15 protein-coding genes and 1 tRNA gene are annotated in these 18,735 nt (G+C 73.2%); 4 read left to right on the top strand and 12 right to left on the bottom strand.

Annotated features, from left to right (window positions below):
• Window positions 1–55: 55 nt before the first annotated feature.
• Window positions 56–934 (bottom strand): helix-turn-helix domain-containing protein, encoded by an 879-nt coding sequence (locus ACFWB8_RS04110; RefSeq protein WP_385222182.1) that lies wholly within the window; start codon window positions 932–934, stop codon window positions 56–58.
• Window positions 935–1,277: 343 nt separating this feature from the next.
• Here ACFWB8_RS04110 and ACFWB8_RS04105 point away from each other — a divergent pair, with 343 nt between their 5' ends.
• Window positions 1,278–1,787: an ATP-binding protein gene (locus ACFWB8_RS04105; RefSeq protein ID WP_385222179.1), complete on the top strand. Its 510-nt coding sequence runs from the start codon at window positions 1,278–1,280 to the stop codon at window positions 1,785–1,787.
• Between the two features lie 101 nt (window positions 1,788–1,888).
• Here the strand turns inward: ACFWB8_RS04105 and ACFWB8_RS04100 are convergent, their stop codons facing one another.
• Together ACFWB8_RS04100 and ACFWB8_RS04095 are read right to left on the bottom strand one after the other, a co-directional pair.
• Window positions 1,889–2,125 (bottom strand): DUF397 domain-containing protein, encoded by a 237-nt coding sequence (locus ACFWB8_RS04100; RefSeq protein ID WP_385222176.1) that lies wholly within the window; start codon window positions 2,123–2,125, stop codon window positions 1,889–1,891.
• 119 nt (window positions 2,126–2,244) lie between these two features.
• Window positions 2,245–4,314 (bottom strand): FUSC family protein, encoded by a 2,070-nt coding sequence (locus ACFWB8_RS04095; protein ID WP_385222173.1) that lies wholly within the window; start codon window positions 4,312–4,314, stop codon window positions 2,245–2,247.
• A gap of 122 nt (window positions 4,315–4,436) precedes the next feature.
• Here ACFWB8_RS04095 and tatA point away from each other — a divergent pair, with 122 nt between their 5' ends.
• A complete protein-coding gene (gene tatA, locus ACFWB8_RS04090; RefSeq protein ID WP_385222170.1) occupies window positions 4,437–4,604 on the top strand; it encodes a Sec-independent protein translocase subunit TatA in 168 nt (55 codons plus the stop codon).
• 32 nt (window positions 4,605–4,636) lie between these two features.
• Here tatA and ACFWB8_RS04085 read toward each other — a convergent pair whose 3' ends face one another.
• Window positions 4,637–5,842: a DUF2786 domain-containing protein gene (locus ACFWB8_RS04085; RefSeq protein WP_385222168.1), complete on the bottom strand. Its 1,206-nt coding sequence runs from the start codon at window positions 5,840–5,842 to the stop codon at window positions 4,637–4,639.
• A gap of 138 nt (window positions 5,843–5,980) precedes the next feature.
• On the opposite strand from ACFWB8_RS04085, the gene ACFWB8_RS04080 reads away from it, so the two are divergent.
• Entirely contained in the window at window positions 5,981–7,651 is a 1,671-nt protein-coding gene (locus ACFWB8_RS04080; protein ID WP_385222165.1) for a bifunctional 3'-5' exonuclease/DNA polymerase, read from the top strand.
• Window positions 7,652–7,682: 31 nt separating this feature from the next.
• Here the strand turns inward: ACFWB8_RS04080 and ACFWB8_RS04075 are convergent, their stop codons facing one another.
• The 6 genes from ACFWB8_RS04075 to ACFWB8_RS04050 form a co-directional block, all read right to left on the bottom strand.
• Window positions 7,683–8,975 carry a hypothetical protein gene (locus ACFWB8_RS04075; RefSeq protein ID WP_385222163.1) on the bottom strand — a complete coding sequence of 431 codons (1,293 nt, stop codon included), beginning with the start codon at window positions 8,973–8,975 and terminating at the stop codon, window positions 7,683–7,685.
• A gap of 81 nt (window positions 8,976–9,056) precedes the next feature.
• Window positions 9,057–9,572 (bottom strand): SigE family RNA polymerase sigma factor, encoded by a 516-nt coding sequence (locus ACFWB8_RS04070; protein WP_385222160.1) that lies wholly within the window; start codon window positions 9,570–9,572, stop codon window positions 9,057–9,059.
• Between the two features lie 56 nt (window positions 9,573–9,628).
• Window positions 9,629–10,195 carry a GNAT family N-acetyltransferase gene (locus ACFWB8_RS04065; RefSeq protein ID WP_385222157.1) on the bottom strand — a complete coding sequence of 189 codons (567 nt, stop codon included), beginning with the start codon at window positions 10,193–10,195 and terminating at the stop codon, window positions 9,629–9,631.
• Between the two features lie 70 nt (window positions 10,196–10,265).
• The gene (locus ACFWB8_RS04060) at window positions 10,266–11,489 is read right to left on the bottom strand and encodes a serine hydrolase domain-containing protein (RefSeq protein ID WP_385222154.1); all 1,224 of its coding nucleotides are present in this window, start codon (window positions 11,487–11,489) and stop codon (window positions 10,266–10,268) included.
• A gap of 9 nt (window positions 11,490–11,498) precedes the next feature.
• The gene (locus tag ACFWB8_RS04055) at window positions 11,499–12,881 is read right to left on the bottom strand and encodes an FAD-binding oxidoreductase (protein ID WP_385222151.1); all 1,383 of its coding nucleotides are present in this window, start codon (window positions 12,879–12,881) and stop codon (window positions 11,499–11,501) included.
• A gap of 414 nt (window positions 12,882–13,295) precedes the next feature.
• A tRNA-Thr gene (locus ACFWB8_RS04050) sits at window positions 13,296–13,369 on the bottom strand.
• Between the two features lie 260 nt (window positions 13,370–13,629).
• Here ACFWB8_RS04050 and ACFWB8_RS04045 point away from each other — a divergent pair.
• Window positions 13,630–15,432, top strand: a complete 1,803-nt coding sequence (locus tag ACFWB8_RS04045) for a DHA2 family efflux MFS transporter permease subunit (protein WP_385222148.1) — start codon at window positions 13,630–13,632, stop codon at window positions 15,430–15,432.
• A gap of 204 nt (window positions 15,433–15,636) precedes the next feature.
• On the opposite strand, the gene ACFWB8_RS04040 is transcribed toward ACFWB8_RS04045, so the two are convergent.
• Entirely contained in the window at window positions 15,637–17,202 is a 1,566-nt protein-coding gene (locus ACFWB8_RS04040) for an alpha/beta hydrolase (protein WP_385222145.1), read from the bottom strand.
• A 286-nt stretch (window positions 17,203–17,488) separates the two neighbouring features.
• On the bottom strand, window positions 17,489–18,700 hold the full coding sequence (locus ACFWB8_RS04035; RefSeq protein ID WP_385222143.1) for a DNA polymerase III subunit delta': 1,212 nt from the start codon (window positions 18,698–18,700) through the stop codon (window positions 17,489–17,491).
• Window positions 18,701–18,735 lie beyond the last annotated feature (35 nt).

Below are 18,735 nucleotides of genomic sequence, written 5' to 3'. Positions count from 1 at the left end.
GCACCGGAGACCGATCGGTCGTCATGCACTGATCAGACGTCATACTACGTGCGGATCAGGACAGTTGGAGCAGGCCCCGGAGGAGATCCCGGGTCCTGTCGGCGTCGGGGCAGTCTGCCTGCAACCGCTCCATCGCCCTTTCGTACTGCCCCACTTCCTCGTCTTTGTCGAGGTAGAGGGCACTGGTGAGCTGTTCCAGATAGACGATGTCCTGGAGATCGGACTCCGGGAAGCGCAGCAGGGTGAAGGCGCCGCTCTCACCGGCGTGGCCGCCGAAGGAGAACGGCATGACCTGAAGCTGCACGTTCGGCCGCTGGGAGACCTCGATGAGGTGCTCGAGCTGACCGCGCATCACGTCGCGGTCGCCGTACGGGCGGCGCAGCGCGGCCTCGTCGAGCACGGCGTGGAAGACCGGGGCGTTCTCGGAGACCAGTACCTTCTGGCGTTCCAGGCGCAGTGCGACGCGTCGGTCGATCTCGGCGCGGGTGGCGCCGGGCATGCCGCGGCTGACGACGGCCTGGGCGTAGGCCTCCGTCTGCAACAGGCCGTGCACGAACTGCACTTCGTAGATGCGGATGAGCGAGGCCGCGCCCTCCAGGCCGATGTACGTCTGGAACCATCCGGGCAGCACGTCGCCGTAACTGTGCCACCAGCCCGTCGCGTTGGCCTCGCGGACCAGTCCCAGCAGGGACTCGCGCTCCGCGCTGTCCGTGACTCCGTAGAGCGTGAGGAGGTCCTCGACGTCTCTGGCCTTGAAGCTCACCCTTCCCAACTCCAAGCGGCTGATCTTCGATTCGGATGCGCGGATCGAGTAGCCGGCCGCCTCACGGGTGATGCCGCGGGATTCTCGGAGTCGCCTGAGCTGTGAGCCCAGGAGGATGCGGCGCACCACAGAACCGCTGGCTTCTGCGGTCACTAGTCCTGCCCTCCCCATCGCAATGGTTGCGCGTGGTCTGCGCGTGGTGTGCGTCGCGGGGCCCCCGTACCCCAGGGCCCGCAGTCTGCCACCAAAACGCATCGGTCCGTACTCGTTCTGTAACGGAATCCGGCGTCCCGGAAAAGAAGTCCGTAAGTATGCGTAGGAAGAAATGAGCAAGAACCATCACGGGAGTGGACAGGTCCGGCGCGTGCACGTGCATCTGCCCTTGCATCCGGCTTCCGCATTCGGAACCATGGTGCCGCGCACCTGCGTGCTCTTCGCGCCGGCGCGGGACCCACCCCGCAGTTCTTTCTGGGCAGAGTTGCCGCTCTGCCCGCGAATCCCGGGAGTGCCTCGCATGGGGACGAATGGATCGACCATGCTCGAGCCGTTACGGCAGGGGCTGCCCCCGGTCGACCCCACGGCTGTCTCCGGGTCCGCCTCCTGCGCTCTGCCCGCCCGGTACGAGGCGGTGCGGGGCGCCCGTTCGTTCACCCGGTCGACGCTCGCCCAGTGGGGCCTCGACGACCGCTTCGACGACGTGGCCCTGGTCGTCTCCGAACTCGTCACCAACGCGCTCCGCCATGCCCTGCCTGAGGATGCGTGCGGCAGCGGCGAGCCGGAGCCGCCCGTGCGACTTCACCTGATGCGGTGGACCACCCGGCTGGTGTGCGCGGTGCGCGACCCCAGCGAGGACCGGCCGGGCGGGGCGTTCGTGCCGGAGCGCACCGACGAGAACTGCGACCTGGAGTCGGGGCGCGGGCTGTTCCTCGTGGACTCCTACAGCGACAGCTGGGGCTGGCACCCGCTCGCGGGACGGCTGACCGGCAAGGTGGTCTGGGCGCTGTTCATGCTCCAGGAAGCCTAGCGATACCGAAAGTCATACATATACGACAACTGGCCGGGGTTGATCATTTCGATCAGTCCCGGCCAGTGCACGTGCATGGCTTGATTTTGGCGCCGTTCCGGTCAGCCGATCAGGTGGTCGAACTCGCCGTCCTTGACGCCCAGCAGCAGAGCCTCTATCTCGGCCGGCGTGTACACGAGCGCCGGACCGTCCGGAAAGCGTGAGTTGCGCATGGCAACGTCACCGCCGGGCAGTTTCGCGAACTCCACGCAGGAACCCTGCGAGTTGCTGTGTCTGCTCTTCTGCCAGGCCACGCCGTCGAGTTCTGCAGCTGCCATCCCGTTGTACGCGTGGTCCACAGGAAGCCCCCGATAGTGCAGATGTCAACTGCACCGGATCATAGCTGTGTTCATAAGCGCCTGCATGGGCAGATGCACGTGCACGCGCTGTGCCCTCTTGATCACAGCTCTGCGCACTGCTAATGGCGGGTCTCCGCGCGGGAGGCTGGCCCCAGCGCCTGCGAGACCTCGTCCAGCGACTCCAGGATCTGGTCCGCCGCCCCGCGCAGCACCCCCGACTCCGGGGCGCCCCAGTCCGCCGACAGCTCCCGCACCCCGTCCCACCGCGGGACCCGCCGCTCGCGCACCGCCTTCGCGCCCTCCCGCGTCGCCGTGCGCAGCGCCCGGGCCAGGGCGGCCGCGCCCGGCACCGGGGCCTGGGCGCGGTCCGGGAGGTGGGCCTCCAGCAGCATCACGCTCTGGCCCAGCGCGGCCAGGGCGTGGGCCGCCTCGTCGGCGGCCGCGCGGGAGATGCCGCGGTGGCGCACCGGCTCCCCCTCGGCCCGGTCCAGCGCGTCCTGCCAGGCGATCCGGGCGTCGCGGGACGCCAGCAGCGCCCGGCGGACCTCCCCGCGCGCGGCCCCGGCCGGGTCGGCGTACTGCCCGAGCACGGCGGCCGCGTACTCCCCGAGGGCCTCGACCCAGTCGGCCAGCCGGGTGCGCAGCCGCGGGGTCTCCCAGGCCGGGTAGAGGGCGTACCCGAGCATCGCCAGCAGCCCGCCGAGCAGGGTCAGGCTCACCCGGTCGGGCACGGTCTGGTCCCAGCGGACCCCGCCCATGCCGAGCAGGAAGACGACGTACGCGGAGACGAAGAGCTGCGCGACCGCGTACCCGGTGCGCATCAGTACGTACATCAGGCCCGCGCTGACCACGGCGAGGAAGCCCGACAGGTACATCCCCGGCTGCACGAGCTGCACGACGGCGGTCGCCACGGCCACCCCGACCAGGGTGCCGCAGAAGCGGGCGACGGCCCGGGAGTACGTCTGGGTGAAGTCGGGCCGCATCACCATGACGGAGGCCATCGGGGCCCAGTAGGCGTGCCCCAGCGGCAGCGCCTGGCCGATGACGTAGCCCGCGCAGGTCACGGCGGTGACGCGCAGGGCGTGCCGCAGGATGGGCGAGCCGGGCCGCAGTTCGGCCCGTACGGCCTTCAGCACCACCGGCACCAGCGCGAGCAGCGTGGGCCGCAGCATCGACTCGCCGGGGTCGGCCGTGCGCCCGGAGCCCGGCTCGGCCGTCTCCAGTACGTCGTCCAGCAGCGCGGCGAGCCGGCGCGCGGCCCGCAGCGGCGCCCCGTCGAGGAGGTCCGCCGTGTCGGGGGACTTCAGCACCGCGAGGTCCGGGGCGGGCAGGCGTACGGGCTCCCCGTGCCGGATCGCCCGCTCGGCGGCGTCCAGCACCGACCCGGCCGCCGCGAGCAGTTCCCGTACCCGGTCGCGCGCCGGCCCCTCGGCGGGGGCCCCGACCGCCGGGTCCGCGAGCGAGGCGAGCACCGGGCGGATCCGCTCCGCGAGCCCGCGCGCCCCGTGCAGCTCGGCCGGGCGCCGCCGGGCCTGGCGGCGGGTGACGGTGGCGGCGGCCCGCGCCCGCATCAGCGGCTCCGGGTCGAAGTGCGCGACGGGGTCGTGGCGCAGCCGCCGGGCGTAGTCGGCCTCGGCGGCGAGGGCGTCGGCCAGGGCGTCGCGCTGGGCGCCCCAGCGCCGGACGGGGAACAGGACGATCAGCAGCGCCTGGACCACCCCGCCGGCGGCGATCATCGCGGCGTGCCCGGCGGCCTGCGGCACGGAGGTCGGCAGGGTGACGGTGACGAGCATGATCGCGACGTTGCCGGAGGCGATCATCCCGGCGGTGGGGCCCGCCGCCCACATCAGGCTCGCGGCGAAGGACCAGACCGCGAGCAGGACGAGGAACAGGCCGGTGGCGGAGGACCCGACGAGGTAGCCGATGAAGGTGGAGACGGCCAGCGTCAGCCCGGCGGCCAGGGCCAGGACGGGACGCGGCCGCCAGCTCTTCTGGAAGGTGGCGATGGCGGCCATGAAGGCCCCGAAGGCGGAACTGGCCGCCGACCCGGGCCCCAGGAACGCCAGCCCGGCGGCGATCACGATGGCGAGCCCGACGGCGGCGCGCAGGGCGGTGAGGGGCTCCAGGCGGGCCCGCTCGACGGTCATGCCGCTGCGGGCGGTGTCCTTCAGCGCCCGCAGCCAGCTCATGGCGACGAGCCTAGCCGTTTTCAGGACTTCTTCAGATTTGTACAGGTCTGGTGACAAGCGCTTCGATAAGGCCGATCATCGGACGGTGATCACCACGGTCACCCGAAAAGGTGGGTACGCACATGCTCCGCAACGCCCTTCAGCCCTGGCACCTGGTCGTGCTCCTCGTCGTCTGCCTCATCGTCTTCGGCTCGAAGAAGCTGCCCGACATGGCCCGCTCCCTCGGCAAGTCGGCGCGCATCCTGAAGGCGGAGTCCCGCGCGCTGCGGGGCGAGGACAACCAGCCCTGACCAACTGACCGGCCAACTGCGCAACCGGCTGACTAACTCCCCGGCAGCGGACGCCGGTTCGCGCTTCCCTTTCCGCCCACGTGCGCGCGGTCGGCGGCCGCCGTGCCGTCCTCCCAGCCCGCGAGGTCGGTCGCCCCGCGCAGCCGGGTCGTGGTCGTCCGCGGGAACATCTCCTCCGCCCGCGAGGTGACGGCCACGTCCCGGGCCACCAGCGCCGGCAGGTTGTCCGGGGCCTCGGCCGCGGTGTGTTCGGCCGTCTCGGTGAGGCGCTGGCCGAGCCGGCTCGCGTACGCCAGCAGGAACGACTGCCGGAACGTCTTCGTCCGCTTGCGCCCGCCCGCCCGCTGCCCGGCCTCGGCGCGCGTCATCGCGGCCGTGCCCTGCACCAGCAGCGAGGTGTACAGCAGCTCGACCGCCTCCAGGTCGCTCTCGAAGCCGACCACCGTGGAGAACTCGAAACCGCTGTTCCACACGGCCCGGCAGCGGTTCGCGCCGGCCACCGCGTCGAGCAGTACCGCCTTGGCCTCCTCGTACGGCGGCTCGACCCCGATCCGGCATGCGCCGGGCACCTGGACCGGGCCCCTGCCGCTCGCGGCGAGCAGCGCTTCGTCGACGGTGTGCCGGGCCATCAGCTCCTGCGCCTTGGCGCTGAGCGCCTCCGCCTCCTCCGGGAAGGTCGTCGCCTCGGCCTTCGCGAGCAGCGCGCGGATCCGCCCGAGCATGCGCGGCTCGATGTGCGCGTGCGTGTGCTCCAGCGCGGCGTGGGCGAGGACGGGATCGCCCGGCAGCGGGCCGACGGGCTCGATGGAGGGCAGCCGGATCAGCAGCCGGAACACCTCCAGGACGGCGGTCGCCAGCGTGAACCGGTCGACGCGCGCACGGGCCGCGAGCCGCTCCCCGTACCGCTCGTCGTCCCCCCACCACACCTCGGCATCGGTCCACCGCTCGGGCAGCCGGGCGTACGCCCGCGCCTCGCCGGCGACCAGGTCGCCGGTGATGTCCAGGTGGATCTGCCCGAGGTCCCGCCGCACGAGCCGCAGCACGTCGGCCGGCTGCCACCCCCGCTCCCAGGCCTGCCGTACGTAACCCTCCCCGCGCGCGAGCAGCACCCGCCCGACGCCGGCCCACCGCCCGGTGTCGGCGGCGAGCAGCGAGGCCCCGGCATCCAGCGCGGAGTCGTCCTGGCTGTAGAGGGCGGCTTCGCACGCACGGTCGACGATGTCGGCAAGATCTGTCACGCCTCTCAGCTTGGCATGTTCGCCTTCGCGTCCCACGCGCGGCGGGCGGCGTCGGTCTGCGGGCGGTGGACGGTGAGGGTGAGCATGCGCCTCGCGCCTCGAAGGTGGCTGTCGTACCCCGGTGGGAGACTCGCCCTCATGAGCGAGCACACCCCCCGGTGGGCCCTCGCCGAGGACGGCGACGGGACCTGGCACGCCGCACCCCTGGGTGCGGACGGCGCGGGGCCGCGCGTCAGCGTGCGGGACCCCGCCGAAGCGGTGCGCGCCGCACCCGGCGGGACGCGGTGGGTGTGGCGGTCCACCGCCGCCGTGTACCCCCGCCTGCTCGCCGCCGGCGCCCGCGTCGAGCGGTGCTACGACGTCGAGGACGCCGAGCTGCTGCTCCTCGGCCACGAGGGCCGCTTCGGCGAGCCCCGCTCGGCCGCCGCCGCCTGGGCCCGGCTCACCGGCGCGCCCGTACCTCCCGATCCGCCGCAGCGCGCGGCCACGCCCGGGACCCAGGACTCGCTGTTCGACCCCCAGCCCGCCCCGGTACCGCTCGACGCACTGCTCGCCGTCCACGCCGACCAGGCGACGCGGCTCGCCGCCACCGCGCACCCCGACCGGATGCGGCTGCTCACCGCCGCCGAGTCCGCCGCCTTCCTCGTCGCGGCCGAGATGAACCGCGCCGGCCTCCCCTGGCGGGCCGACGTACACCGCTCCCTGCTCACCGACCTGCTCGGGGAGCGGTACGCGGGAGGCGGGCAGCCCCGCCGGCTCGCGGAGCTGGCCGACCGGATCTCCGACGCCTTCGGGCGCCGGGTGCGCCCCGAGCTCCCCGCCGACGTCGTCAAGGCGTTCGCCGAGGCCGGCATCAAGCTGAAGTCCACCCGCCGCTGGGAGATCCAGGACCTGGACCACCCGGCCGTGGAACCCCTCCTGGAGTTCAAGAAGCTGTACCGCATCCACACCGCCCACGGCTGGGCCTGGCTGGCGGACTGGGTCCACGAGGGCCGCTTCCGCCCCGAGTTCATCCCCGGCGGCACCCTCACCGGCCGCTGGGTCACCAACGGCGGCGGGGCCCTGCAGATCCCCAAGGTGATCCGCCGGGCCGTCGTCGCCGACCCCGGCTGGCGGCTCGTCGTCGCCGACGCCGACCAGATGGAGCCCCGGGTCCTCGCCGCGATCTCCCGCGACCCGGCGTTCATGCAGGTGGCCGGGCGCCCGGAGGACCTGTACACCGCCATCTCCCGCCAGGGCTTCTCCGGCGACCGGGACATGGCGAAGCTCGCCGTGCTCGGCGCCGTGTACGGGCAGACCTCCGGCGACGGCCTGAAGAACCTGGCCGCGCTGCGCCGCCGCTTCCCGCTCGCCGTCGCGTACGTGGACGACGCGGCCAGGGCGGGCGAGGAGGGCCGTCTCGTACGCACCTGGCTGGGCCGGACCTGCCCGCCGCCGGCCGACGCCCCCGAGGAGGGCGAGGCGGGCATCCCGCAGGAACGGGACGGGGGCTACACCCCGGGCTACGCCTCGGCCAACACCCGCGCCCGGGGCCGGTTCACCCGTAACTTCGTGGTCCAGGGCAGCGCGGCCGACTGGGCCCTGCTGCTGCTCGCGGCCCTGCGCCAGGCCACCGCCGCGATGCGGGCCGAGCTGGTGTTCTTCCAGCACGACGAGGTGATCGTGCACTGCCCCCGGGAGGAGGCCGAAGCCGTCGCCGAGGCCATCCGCGCCGCCGGTGACCTGGCCGGCCGGATCGCTTTCGGTGACACCCCGGTCCGTTTCCCCTTCACGACGGCGATCGTGGAGTGCTACGCCGACGCGAAGTGACCCCGGGTGGCGACGGCCCCCGGCCGCCCGCTCAGCCGAACCACTTCGGGTCCAGCGCGATCTCCCTGAGCTGCTGCTGGGTCAGGGCGGGCTTGTCCCGGGTCGCCGGCTTGGTCTGCTTGCCGGTGTTGAAGCCGGAGACCACCACCCGCTTGCCGTCGGGCCTCAGCGTGTCGACGCTCCACCAGACCACGTTCGCGCCGCCCTTCTCACCGGGCTTGTCCTCCGTCTTCACCAGGGTGCCGTCGGGAAGGGTGGTGGTGTCGGGGCCGGTGAACGTCGCCCTGAACGCCGCGTCGCCCATGTGCGCCTGCACGTTGACCTGGACGAGCGACCTGCCCTTGCCTTCGTCGAGTACGACGTACCCGTATTCGCCCTCGCCGCCCTTGTCGACGACCGGGACCCCGTACTTCTGCGACAGTTCCACCAGCCTGTCCGGCGCCGACACCGACGAGGCCGGGGGCGGCGGGGCCTTTTCCGGCCCGGCGGCCGGCAGGTCGTTCAGCGCCAGGTGCCACAGCGGCGAGACGGCGAGCGCCCGGAGCTGGGCCAGGGTCAGCGGCGGCGTGGGCCGGGTGATCGGCTTGTCCTTCTGGGCCGCCGCGTTGTGCTCCTGCACGTCGACCAGGAACCCCTGCGGGGTCACCAGCGTGGCCCGCCAGTTCTTGGTGTCCACCCGGCGGTCGGCGTACTCGTAGCCCTGGAAGAGCAGGAGCTTCGAGCCGTCCGCGAGCGTCTCGGAAGTGCAGCCGTCGTACTCCAGCAGGTTCCTGTCGGGGCACTTCACCATGTCCGCGGCCATCGCGCCCTTGGCGTCCACCCGGGACAGGGAGAGGCTGACGCTCCCCTTGCCCTTGCCGTCGTCGAAGACTCCGGAGACCATCGGACCGCTCTCGTCGCCGGTGCCCCGCGCCTGGGTGCCCGTCAACTGCCCGGCCGGCAGGAGCTCCTTGAGTACGTTGACCATCTGCGCGGCGGAGACGGCACCCGTGCCGGCGCGCTCCTTCGCCGCCCGCTCGCGGGCCTGCCCCGGTGATTCCGTCTGCAGGGCCGGCGGCGCCGCGACGTTCGCCGGGCCGGAGCCAGAGCCGGAGCCAGAGCCGGCGCCGGCGCCGGCGCCGGCGCCGAACAGGCCGCCGGTGTAGGCGCCGGCGGTGCCGATCGCGGCGAGGGCCAGCACCGATCCGCCGACCACGGCGGCACGGCGGCGGGCCACGAGGCGCCGCCCGCGCCGTTCGCCGGCGTCCACGAGGGCGGTCCGGTCGGCCGTGAAGCCGTCCCCCGTGCGCCGGAGGGCTTCGCCCAGCTCGTCTTCAAAAGGCATGCGGAATCAGACCTTCCGTCCAGGGGTGTCGTGAGGGGCCAACGAAGCGGGGAAAGGAGGGCAGTCGGCGGCCGCGCCGGTTCAGAGCCGGGCGAACTCGGCGAGCGAGCCGCCCAGTTGGTCCCGCAGCCGGGCCAGCGCCCGGGAGGTGCGGGTACGCACCGCCGCCGAGCTGACGTTCATCGCGTCGGCGGTCTCCTCGACACTGCGGTCCTCCCAGTACCGCAGCACCAGCACCGCCCGGTCCTTCGGCGCCAGCCGGCCCAGCGCCTCCAGCAGCGTCAGCCGCAGCGTCGGGTCGGTGCCGCCGACGGCCGGAGCACCCGCCTCGGGGAACTCCCCCACCGGGCGCTCCCCCGCCGAGCGGCGGCGCTGGTGCGTCAGGAAGACCCGTACCAGCACGGTCTGCGCGTACGCGGCCGGATTGTCGATACGGGAGATCCGCCCCCACAGCAGGTACATCCGGCCCAGGGTCTCCTGGACCAGGTCCTCCGCGAGGTGGGTGTCCCCGCTCGCCAGCAGACACGCCGACCGGTACAAGTGCCCCGACCTGCCCGCCGCGAACTCGCGGAACCCATCTCTGCGACCCTGCCGCATCTACTCCCCCTCGCATCCGTCCCACCCGGATGACGCGATGGCGGCACCGAAATGTTTCACCCGCCCCCGGGACCGTCGCAGCCGAGGTCGTGGAAGTACAGGTGGAACTCCTCGCGGACGAAGCCCTCCGCCTCGTAGAGCCCCTGCGCGATGTGGTTGTCGTACGCCGTCTCCAGCTGCACGCCGGCCGCCCCGGCCTGCGCCGCCCGGCGCAGGACCTCGCGCAGCAGCGTCCGGGCCGCGCCGCTGCGGCGGCCGGACGGAGCGACGTACAGGTCACCCAGGACCCACGCGGAGCGCATCGAGAGCGAGGAGAAGGTCCGGTAGACCTGGGCGAAGCCGATCGTGCCGGCGCCCGGGACCTCGGCGAGCAGGACCAGCGACCCGCCGTCCCGGATCCGCTCCGCGAGGAAGGCGCGCGGGCGCTGCGGGTCCTGGTCGATGTCCACGCCGTAGAAGTCCAGGTAGCCGCGGAACAGTTCGGCCGCGATGTCGAGGTCGGCCTCCGCGGCGACGCGCAGGACGACCGCCTGGGCCTGGGCCTGGGTTTGGGGCTGTTCCCGCGCCTGTTCCCGCGCCTGCGCCCGCGCCCGCGCCTCGTACTGCGTCGGCTGATCGTTCATGTCGCTCTTCTCCCTCGTCCACCCCGCGCGCCGCGACCCATTGTGCGCGCGGGGCCGGGCCCGGGGGAGGTCAGTGCGTCCCGGTGACCGGCGCGGCGGGCAGTGCGAAGAGGTGCTGCGGCGTCACCGTCCCGGTGATGGCCTTGCCGAACAGGGAGCTGGGCTCGGAGCCCCGGTACGAGATGTCGGTGTTGAGCAGCACCACCAGCGTGGCCTTCGACTCCGGCAGGTACACGGTCAGGGACTGGTAGCCGGGCAGCGAGCCGTTGTGCCCGATCCAGCCCTCGACGTTGAAGATGCCCAGCCCGTAGCCGGTGTCCGGCAGGTCGCCGGCCGGGGTGACCTTCAGCCGCTGGGCCTGGGTGGCCGGCGTGAGCAGGGTTCCGGTGGCCAGCACCTCGGCCCATTTCCGCATGTCGCGGAGGTCGGAGATCATCGCGCCGGCGGCCCAGCCCCACGAGGGGTCCCAGTCGGCGGCGTCCTGCGTCTTCCCGGAGGCCGTCTGCCGCGTGTAGCCCTGGGCGTGCGGGGAGGGGAACTCCGCGCCGGTGGGGAAGAGCGTGTGGCGCAGGCCGGCCGGCTCCACGACGTGGTGGTTGATGTAGTCGGCGAGCTTCTCGCCGCTCGCCTTCTCGACGACGAGCCCGAGCAGGATGAGGTTGGTGTTGCAGTACTCGAACTTCGCGCCGGGCTCGAACTGCACCGGGTGCTCGAAGGAGAACGCGAGCAGCTCCTGCGGGGTGAAGGGGCGCCGCGGGTCGGCCGTCAGGGCCTTGAAGAACCCTTCGTCGGCGGAGTAGTTGAAGAGCCCGCTGCGCATCCCCGCCAGCTCGCGCAGGGTGATCCGGTCGCCGTTCGGGACGCCGTCGACGTACTCGCCGATCGGGTCGTCCAGCCCGGCCTTGCCCTGGTCCACCAGCTCCAGCAGGGCCGTCACCGTGAAGGTCTTGGTCTCGCTGCCGATGCGCATGTTCAGGTCGGTCGCCATGGGCCTGCCGGTCGCCTTGTCGGCCGTGCCGAAGGCCCGTACGTACTCGCCCTTGCCCGGGGCCGACAGCGACACCAGGACGCCGGGCACCTGCGCCTCGGCCATGACCGTGCGGACGGCCTCGTCCAACTGCCGGGCCACGGCGGGTGTGAGCCGTGGGAACGCCTCCGACGCGGGCGGCGCGGACATGACTGCCGCGGACGGCGGCGCGTCCCACGCGTACCCCGCGCCGATGCCCAGGGGCACCACGACGAGCCCGACCGCGGTGGCGCTCACCGCCGCGCCGCGCAACCGTCTCTTCGTCACCCGTCCAACCTAACGCCGGGCCCCGGGCCGGGCGACCGGGGGCAGCAGGGTGCCCGGGCTGAGCAGGCCCGCCGGGTCCAGGGCCTCCTTGACGGCGCGCATGACGGCGATGTCGGCGGCGGAGCGGGTCAGGTGGAGGTGGCGGGCCTTGGCCCGCCCGACCCCGTGCTCGGCACTGATGCTGCCGCCGACGGCCGCGACCCGGGCGAGCACCGCCTCGGTGACCGCGTCCTCGTCGGCGGGCGCGACCTCCAGGAGGTTCACGTGGAGGTTGCCCTCGGCCAGGTGCCCGAAGACGTACGGCCTGGCCCGGCCGGCCAGCAGCCCGGGCAGTTCGGCGACGAAGCCGGGCAGCTCGGCGAGCGGGACGGTGACGTCGAGCTTCAGCGGGATCCCGGCGGCGTTGATCGACTCGGTGTGCCGCTCCCGGTAGGCGGCCAGGCGGCGGCCGTCGGCGGCCTGGAGGGCGACGGCCACGTCCCGTACGTCGGCCTGGTCCAGCACCTCGGCGAGCTCCTCGGCCGGGTCCCGGCGGCCCGCGCACTCGACCAGGAGATAGACCGGGTGCGGCGCGCGGAAGGGGGCGGGGAGCCCGCTCTTCTCCATGACGAGGGCCAGGCCGTCGGCCGTGAAGAACTCGGCCAGCTCCAGCGACTCCAGCAGGCGCAGCTCCGCCAGGACGGCGAGGGCGGCCTCCAGCGAGTCCAGCGCCAGCAGGGCGGTGGTCCGCCGGGGCAGGTGCGGGACCAGGCGCAGCCGGGCCCGGGTGAGGACGGCCAGGGTTCCCTCGCTGCCGACCAGGAGGTTGGTCAGGTCGTAGCCGGTGTTGTCCTTGGGCAGTCCGGCCAGCCGGTCCAGGACGCTGCCATCGGCCATGACCGCCTCGACGCCGGCCACGTTGGCGCGGGTGGTGCCGTACTTCACCACGCGCTCGCCACCCGCGTTGGTCGCGATCATGCCGCCCAGGGTGGCGGAGTCCCGGGAGGCCAGGTCGACGCCGAACTCCCAGCCGTTCGGCCTGACATGGCGCTGCAGCTCGGCCAGCGGCAGGCCCGCGCCGACCGTCACCTGGCGGGCGCCGGGGTCGATCGGGCCGATGCCGGTGAGCCGGCGCAGCGACAGCAGGACTTCACCGCCGGCCGGACTCGGCACCGAGGCGCCCACCAGCCCGGTGTTGCCGCCCTGCGGGACGACCGCCACCCCGGCGTCGCGGCAGAGCCGCACCGTCTCGGCGACCTGGGCGGTATCGGCGGGCCGGACCACGAGCCGGGCCGGTCCGGTGTAGCGGCCGGTGAAGTCGGTCTCGTACGAGGCCCGCAGGGCGGGATCGCTCAGCACATGGGCGTCCCCCACCACGGCCGCGAGATGTCGAGCGAGTCGATCGGAGTCCATAGTCCGCCAGCCACTTCTTCTCGGGGTGATCTTGAAGGTGCGGGCAGAATCCTACGAGCCCCGAGAAAACACCCCCCGAACCGCGCATCGACCGACCCAGAACCGAGGTCAACGCCACGTCAGGGCGTCGAGGAGGCCCGATCCTTGCGCAGCGATGCTCCCGCGCCAGGCTCAACTCACCGACGCCGGTGCCACCCACGCCCTGCCGGCGACCCCGCTCGCCACAGCCGGCCCGGAGCACCGCCGCACCTTCGGCACGCGCCGCCGTCTCCGCTTCGTCACAAAGGGCCACTGGCGGGCCGCCGCCACGGCGTACCCCCACGGGCCCCGCGCTCCAGCCGCCGCGCGCACTCACGGCCCCCGGAAATAGCAAAACCCCCAGGTCACGGCGAGTGAGTCCTGGGGGTTCTACAGAGCCGCCTTCGGGATTCGAACCCGAGACCTACGCATTACGAGTGCGTTGCTCTGGCCAACTGAGCTAAGGCGGCACCGCTGGGTGACGAGAATTTCCCTGGTGGGAGGCTCTCATCAGCAGCGGCGCCAAGTCTACAGGGTTAAACGGGGTGCCCCGAACCGGGTTGCGGAAGGGTGGGACGTGCGTCACATACTTGGACAGATGCGCCAATGTCCGGCGCATCGTTCCGTTGTGCACTCCCCCGAAGGGATGCGATATCCCGTGGCCCGAGCCGTGAACCCCACCGGCCCCGCCGCGGAAAGCCGTTCGGCGTCCGGTTCCGGGCGGTGGGCGATGCTCGCTGTGCTGTGCGCCAGTCTGCTGCTGGTGGCGATGGACGCCACCATCCTGAACGTCGCGCTCCCCTCCCTCATCGACGAGCTGAGCCCCAGCGCACTGCAGCAGCTGTGGATCATCGACATCTACGGGCTGGTCCTCGGCGGACTGCTCGTCACCACCGGCGCCGTCAGCGACCGCTTCGGCCGCCGCAAGCTGTTCCTCATCGGCTTCGTGCTCTTCGGCGTGGCCTCCGTGGTCGCCGCCACCGCCACCAGCTCCACCCAGCTGATCGCCGGCCGCGTGCTGCTCGGCATCGGCGGGGCGATGGTCATGCCGTCCACGCTCTCGCTGATCCGCAACATCTTCACCGACCCCCGCGAGCGCGCCCTCGCCATCGGCATCTGGGCCGCCGTCGCCGGCGTCGGCGCGGCCATCGGGCCGCTCGTCGGCGGGCTGCTCGTCGAGCGCTACGGCTGGTCCGCCGCCTTCTGGGTCAACGTCCCCGTCGTCGTCGTGACCGTCCTCGCCGGCCTCTGGCTGCTGCCCGAGTACAAGTCCGCCGGCAGCCACCCGCTCGACTGGGTGAGCGCCCTGCTCTCCGTCGTCGGCATCGTCGCCCTCGCCTGGGGCATCAAGCACGTCGCCAAGGGCAGCCCCGGCATCCTGGACCTGCTGATCCTCGTCCTCGGGATCGGCCTGCTCACCTGGTTCGCCCGCCGCCAGCTACGGCTGCCCGACCCGCTGCTCGACGTACGGCTCTTCCTGAACCGGCCCTTCACCGCCGCCGCCCTCGTCACCCTGATGGCCATGCTCGCCGCCGGAGCCGCGCTGTTCCTGGTGTCCCTGTGGCTCCAGTACGTGCACGGCTACTCCCCCTTCGAGGCCGGTCTGCGCACCCTCCCCACCGCCCTCGCGATGCTGGTCAGCTCCCTCCTGGCGCCGACGCTGATGCACCGGATCGGCGTACGGGCCTGCATGGCGCTCGGCCTGGCCGGGCTGGTCGCCGGGTTCACCCTGCTGGCCTTGGCCCCGCAGCCGACCTCGTACGCGTACGTCGCCGTCTTCCTCCTCACCCTCGGGTTCAGCGACGGCCTCGCCGTCACCACCGCCGCCGCCGTGCTCGTCTCCGCCGTCCCGGCTGAGCGGGCCGGGCAGGCCGGCGCCGTGTCCGAGACCTCGTACGAGCTCGGCGTCGGCCTCGGCGTGGCCCTGCTCGGCTCCATCCACACCGCCGCTTACGCCCGCCACATGAGCGGCAGCCCCGCCCAGGCCGCCCGAGTCGATCGGCGGGGCGAAGGAGTACGCCGAAACCCTCCCGGCCGCCGAGGGCGCCGGCCTCCTGGAACGCGCCCGGAGCGCCTTCGACGACGCGCTGACCACGACCTCGTACGTGTCGATCGGCATCGCGGCCGTGGTCCTGCTGCTCGTGGTGCGGATGGTCCCCCGCGGCTTCACGACCACCGGGTCGGGGCACTAGCTGGTGCGGTAGCCGGGTCCTCAGGAGGACGGGAGGACGCCTACCAGGCCGGGCGCGGGTCCCGCAGCTCCTCCGGGGTCTGCTCGGGCAGCCAGGTGTGCCCGACGTCCGTGCGCCACAGGAACCCGGGGCTCGGCGCGTACTCCTGCGTGGGCGGCGCCGGCTTGTGGAACCGCCCGGTACCCGGAACCGGCAGCTCCACCAGCCGCCCCTCACGGAACATCCACAGCCCGAAGCAGTCGTCCTCCTCGTCGTGGAGCATGACCTGCACGCACTCGGGCTGGTCCCACGGCAGCGCCTCCAGGTCCTTCAGGAGCCCGGTGCGCTGGCTCTCCCGGTAGAACTCCAGGTACCAACCGCCGATGAACCAGTCGGGTATCTGCTCGAACCGGCCGCGCCAACTGCGCGATTCGTCGTACCGCGTCAGCGGCTCCATCGCCGCGTCCTCGTACCGGGCCAGCACGAGGACCTGCGCCATTCTGCTCATGGCGCCATGTGATCGTTCACGGCCCGCCGCGGGCAAGTCCTTTAGCGGGGTCGCGGACTCAGCACTTCTTGCCGTCCTGCGGGGCCTTGCCCTCCAGCAGGTAGGTGTTGACCGCCGTGTCGATGCAGGCGCTGCCGCGGCCGTACGCCGTGTGCCCGTCGCCGTCGTAGGTGAGCAGCACCCCCGAGTCGAGCTGCCCGGCCAGCGCCTGGGCCCACTTGTACGGGGTCGCCGGGTCGCGGGTGGTGCCGACCACCACGATCGGCGCGGCGCCCTTCGCGCTCAGCGGGGCGGCCGAACCCGTGGCCTTCACCGGCCAGTACGCGCAGTTCAGCGAGGCCCAGGCGAGGCCCGCCCCGAAGACGGGGGAGGCCTTCTCGAAGGAGGGCAGGGCCGCATAGACCGCCTCCGGTCCCGCGAAGGCCGGGGGCTGGTCGAGGCAGTTGACGGCGGCGTTCGCGAACATCAGGTTGGCGTACTTGCCGTCCGGCTCGCGCTCGTAGTAGCTGTCGGCCAGGCCCAGCAGCCCGGAGCCGTCGCCGCCCAGCGCCGCCGCGAGCGACTCGCGCAGCTGCGGCCAGGCGTTCTCGTCGTACAGCGCCGCGATCACCCCAGTCGTCGCCAGGGACTCGCCGAGCGGGCGGCCGGGATCGCCGCTGGGCACCGGCTGGGCGTCGACCTTGCGGAAGAACTCCTTCAGGCGCGCCGCCACCGCGTCCGGGCCGCCCCGGCCCAGTGGGCAGTCCGGCTGCTTCGCGCAGTCCTTGGCGAAGGCGGTGAAGGCTGTCTCGAAACCCGCGGTCTGGTCCCGGTTCAGTTCGAGCGCGGGCCGGGAGGGGTCCATCGCGCCGTCCAGGACGAGCCGGCCGACGCGGCCCGGGAAGAGCTCCGCGTACGTCGCCCCGAGGAAGGTGCCGTACGAGGCTCCGACGTACGTCAGCTTCTCGTCGCCCAGCACCCCGCGCAGCAGGTCCATGTCCCGGGCCGCGTCGACGGTGGAGACGTGCGGCAGGATTCGCGACGAGCGCGCCTTGCAGCCGGCCGCGAAGTCCTTGAACGCGGCCACCAGCAGCGCCCGCTCCGCCGCGTCGTCCGGGGTCTGGTCCACCTGCGTGAACTTGTCCATGGCCGGGCCGGTGAGGCACTCGACGGGGCTGCTGCGGTCCACGCCGCGCGGGTCGAAGGAGACCATGTCGTACGCCGCGCGGACCTGCGCCGGGTAGCCGATGCCCGCGTACGCCTGCAGGTACCCGATCCCGGAGCCGCCCGGGCCGCCGGGGTTGACCACCAGGGAGCCGAGCCGCTTGCCGGGGCTGGTGGCGGGGCGGCGGGCCACCGCGATCTCGACGTCGCCGGCCTCGGGGCGGGCGTAGTCGAGCGGGGCCTTCATCGTGGAGCACTGGAAGCCGGGGACACCGCAGTCGCGCCAGCTCAGCTTCTGCTCGTAGTACGGGCGCAGCGCGGCCGGGATCGCGGTCGCGACGGCCGACTTCGCCCCGGCCTCCCCGGGGGAGGACGCGACGGCCCGGGGTCCTCCCGAACCGCCCGAGGTGCACCCGGAGAGCAGCAGCCCGGCGGCTGCGATCACGGTCCCGGTGGTGCGCAGCAGGCGACTGGTGTCCATTCCCGGAGCCTACGTCCTGGGAACCCTGCCGGTACGGCGTGGCAGTCCTCCCGGTACGGGCCGTCCACGCACCGCGCGGCCGACCCGCCGCCAGGGCACCCGGCAGCGCCCCGCACCGACCGGGCCCCCTCCGGCCCCGCAGCCCGTCCCGCTCGTACGGGTGAAGCCGTCAACCGGACGCCCACCGCGCGACCCGGCTCCGGCCGGACGCTCCAGCCGGCCGGGTCCCGTCAGGCGAGGCGGGCCGCCCCGGGCGGTTCGGGTCCCGTCGGCCGCGGCGGCCGGGTCAGCCCGCGCGCAGCGACATCGTCATCGCCTCGACCGCGAGGAGCGGGGCGACATTGCGGTCCAGGGCGTCCCGGCAGGCGATGATCGCCTCGATCCGGCGCAGGGTCCGCTCGGGACCCGACGCGCGGGCGATCCGGTCGAGGTCGGGCCGTATCTCCTCATTGGCGATGGCCACCGAGGAGCCGAGCTGCAGGGCCAGCACGTCCCGGTAGAAGCCCGTCAGGTCGGTCAGCGCCAGGTCGAGGCTGTCGCGCTGGGTGCGGGTGCGGCGGCGCTTCTGCCGGTCCTCCAGCTCCTTCATCACGCCCGCCGTGCCACGCGGCATCCGGCCGCCGGTGCCGGCCCCGGCGCCGAGCGCGGCGCGCAGGTCCTCGGTCTCCTTGCCGTCGACCTCCTCCGCGACCTGCTTGGCATCCTCGGCGGCGGCGTCCACGAGCTCCTGCGCGGCCTTGAGGCAGCCGCCCACGTCGTCCACGCGGAGCGGGAGCTTCAGTACGGATGCCCGGCGCGAGCGGGCCGCCTCGTCGGTGGCGAGCCGGCGGGCCCGGCCGATGTGCCCCTGGGTCGCGCGCGCGGCGGCCGCGGCGACGGCGGGCTCGATGCCGTCCCGCCGGACCAGCACGTCCGCGACGGCGGCCACGGCCGGGGTGCGCAGCGTCAGGTGCCGGCAGCGGGAGCGGATGGTGGGCAGCACGTCCTCCAGCGAGGGCGCGCACAGCAGCCAGACCGTGCGCGGAGCGGGCTCCTCCACGGCCTTGAGCAGCACGTTGCCCGCGCCCTCGGTCAGCCGGTCGGCGTCCTCCAGGACGATGACCTGCCAGCGGCCCACGGCCGGGGAGAGCTGCGCCCGGCGGACCAGGTTGCGGGTCTCCTTCACACCGATGGACAGCAGGTCGGTGCGGACGATCTCCACATCGGCATGCGTGCCGATCAGGGTGGTGTGGCAGCCCTCGCAGAAGCCGCAGCCCGGCTCACCCCCGAGGGCGCGGTCGGGGCTGGTGCACTGGAGCGCTGCCGCGAAGGCTCGGGCCACGGTGGCCCGCCCGGAGCCGGGCGGGCCGGTGAAGAGCCAGGCGTGGGTCATCTTGGACGCGGCGGGCTGCGCGGTCCCGCCCGAGACGGCGGTGACCAGGGCGTCGGCATCGCGGGCGGCGGCGGCCAGCTGCGTCTGGACGCGCTCCTGTCCCACCAGGTCGTCCCATACGGGCATCCCGCCCACCGCCTTTCACTTACCGTCCGTGCCGT

Source organism: Streptomyces sp. NPDC060031, assembly GCF_042736805.1.
Classification (GTDB): domain Bacteria; phylum Actinomycetota; class Actinomycetes; order Streptomycetales; family Streptomycetaceae; genus Streptomyces.
Note: the sequence above shows the minus strand (reverse complement) of the source record. Positions and strands in the feature narration are given on the sequence as shown.

Bases quoted from the DNA above. Each gene is read 5' to 3' on its own strand.
- ACFWB8_RS04110 (WP_385222182.1), bottom strand. From the start codon at position 934: ATGGGGAGGGCAGGACTAGTGACCGCAGAAGCCAGCGGTTCTGTGGTG.
- ACFWB8_RS04105 (WP_385222179.1), top strand. From the start codon at position 1,278: ATGGGGACGAATGGATCGACCATGCTCGAGCCGTTACGGCAGGGGCTG.
- ACFWB8_RS04095 (WP_385222173.1), bottom strand. From the start codon at position 4,314: ATGAGCTGGCTGCGGGCGCTGAAGGACACCGCCCGCAGCGGCATGACC.
- tatA (WP_385222170.1), top strand. From the start codon at position 4,437: ATGCTCCGCAACGCCCTTCAGCCCTGGCACCTGGTCGTGCTCCTCGTC.
- ACFWB8_RS04080 (WP_385222165.1), top strand. From the start codon at position 5,981: ATGAGCGAGCACACCCCCCGGTGGGCCCTCGCCGAGGACGGCGACGGG.
- ACFWB8_RS04075 (WP_385222163.1), bottom strand. From the start codon at position 8,975: ATGCCTTTTGAAGACGAGCTGGGCGAAGCCCTCCGGCGCACGGGGGAC.
- ACFWB8_RS04070 (WP_385222160.1), bottom strand. From the start codon at position 9,572: ATGCGGCAGGGTCGCAGAGATGGGTTCCGCGAGTTCGCGGCGGGCAGG.
- ACFWB8_RS04065 (WP_385222157.1), bottom strand. From the start codon at position 10,195: ATGAACGATCAGCCGACGCAGTACGAGGCGCGGGCGCGGGCGCAGGCG.
- ACFWB8_RS04055 (WP_385222151.1), bottom strand. From the start codon at position 12,881: ATGGACTCCGATCGACTCGCTCGACATCTCGCGGCCGTGGTGGGGGAC.
- ACFWB8_RS04045 (WP_385222148.1), top strand. From the start codon at position 13,630: ATGCTCGCTGTGCTGTGCGCCAGTCTGCTGCTGGTGGCGATGGACGCC.
- ACFWB8_RS04040 (WP_385222145.1), bottom strand. From the start codon at position 17,202: ATGGACACCAGTCGCCTGCTGCGCACCACCGGGACCGTGATCGCAGCC.
- ACFWB8_RS04035 (WP_385222143.1), bottom strand. From the start codon at position 18,700: ATGCCCGTATGGGACGACCTGGTGGGACAGGAGCGCGTCCAGACGCAG.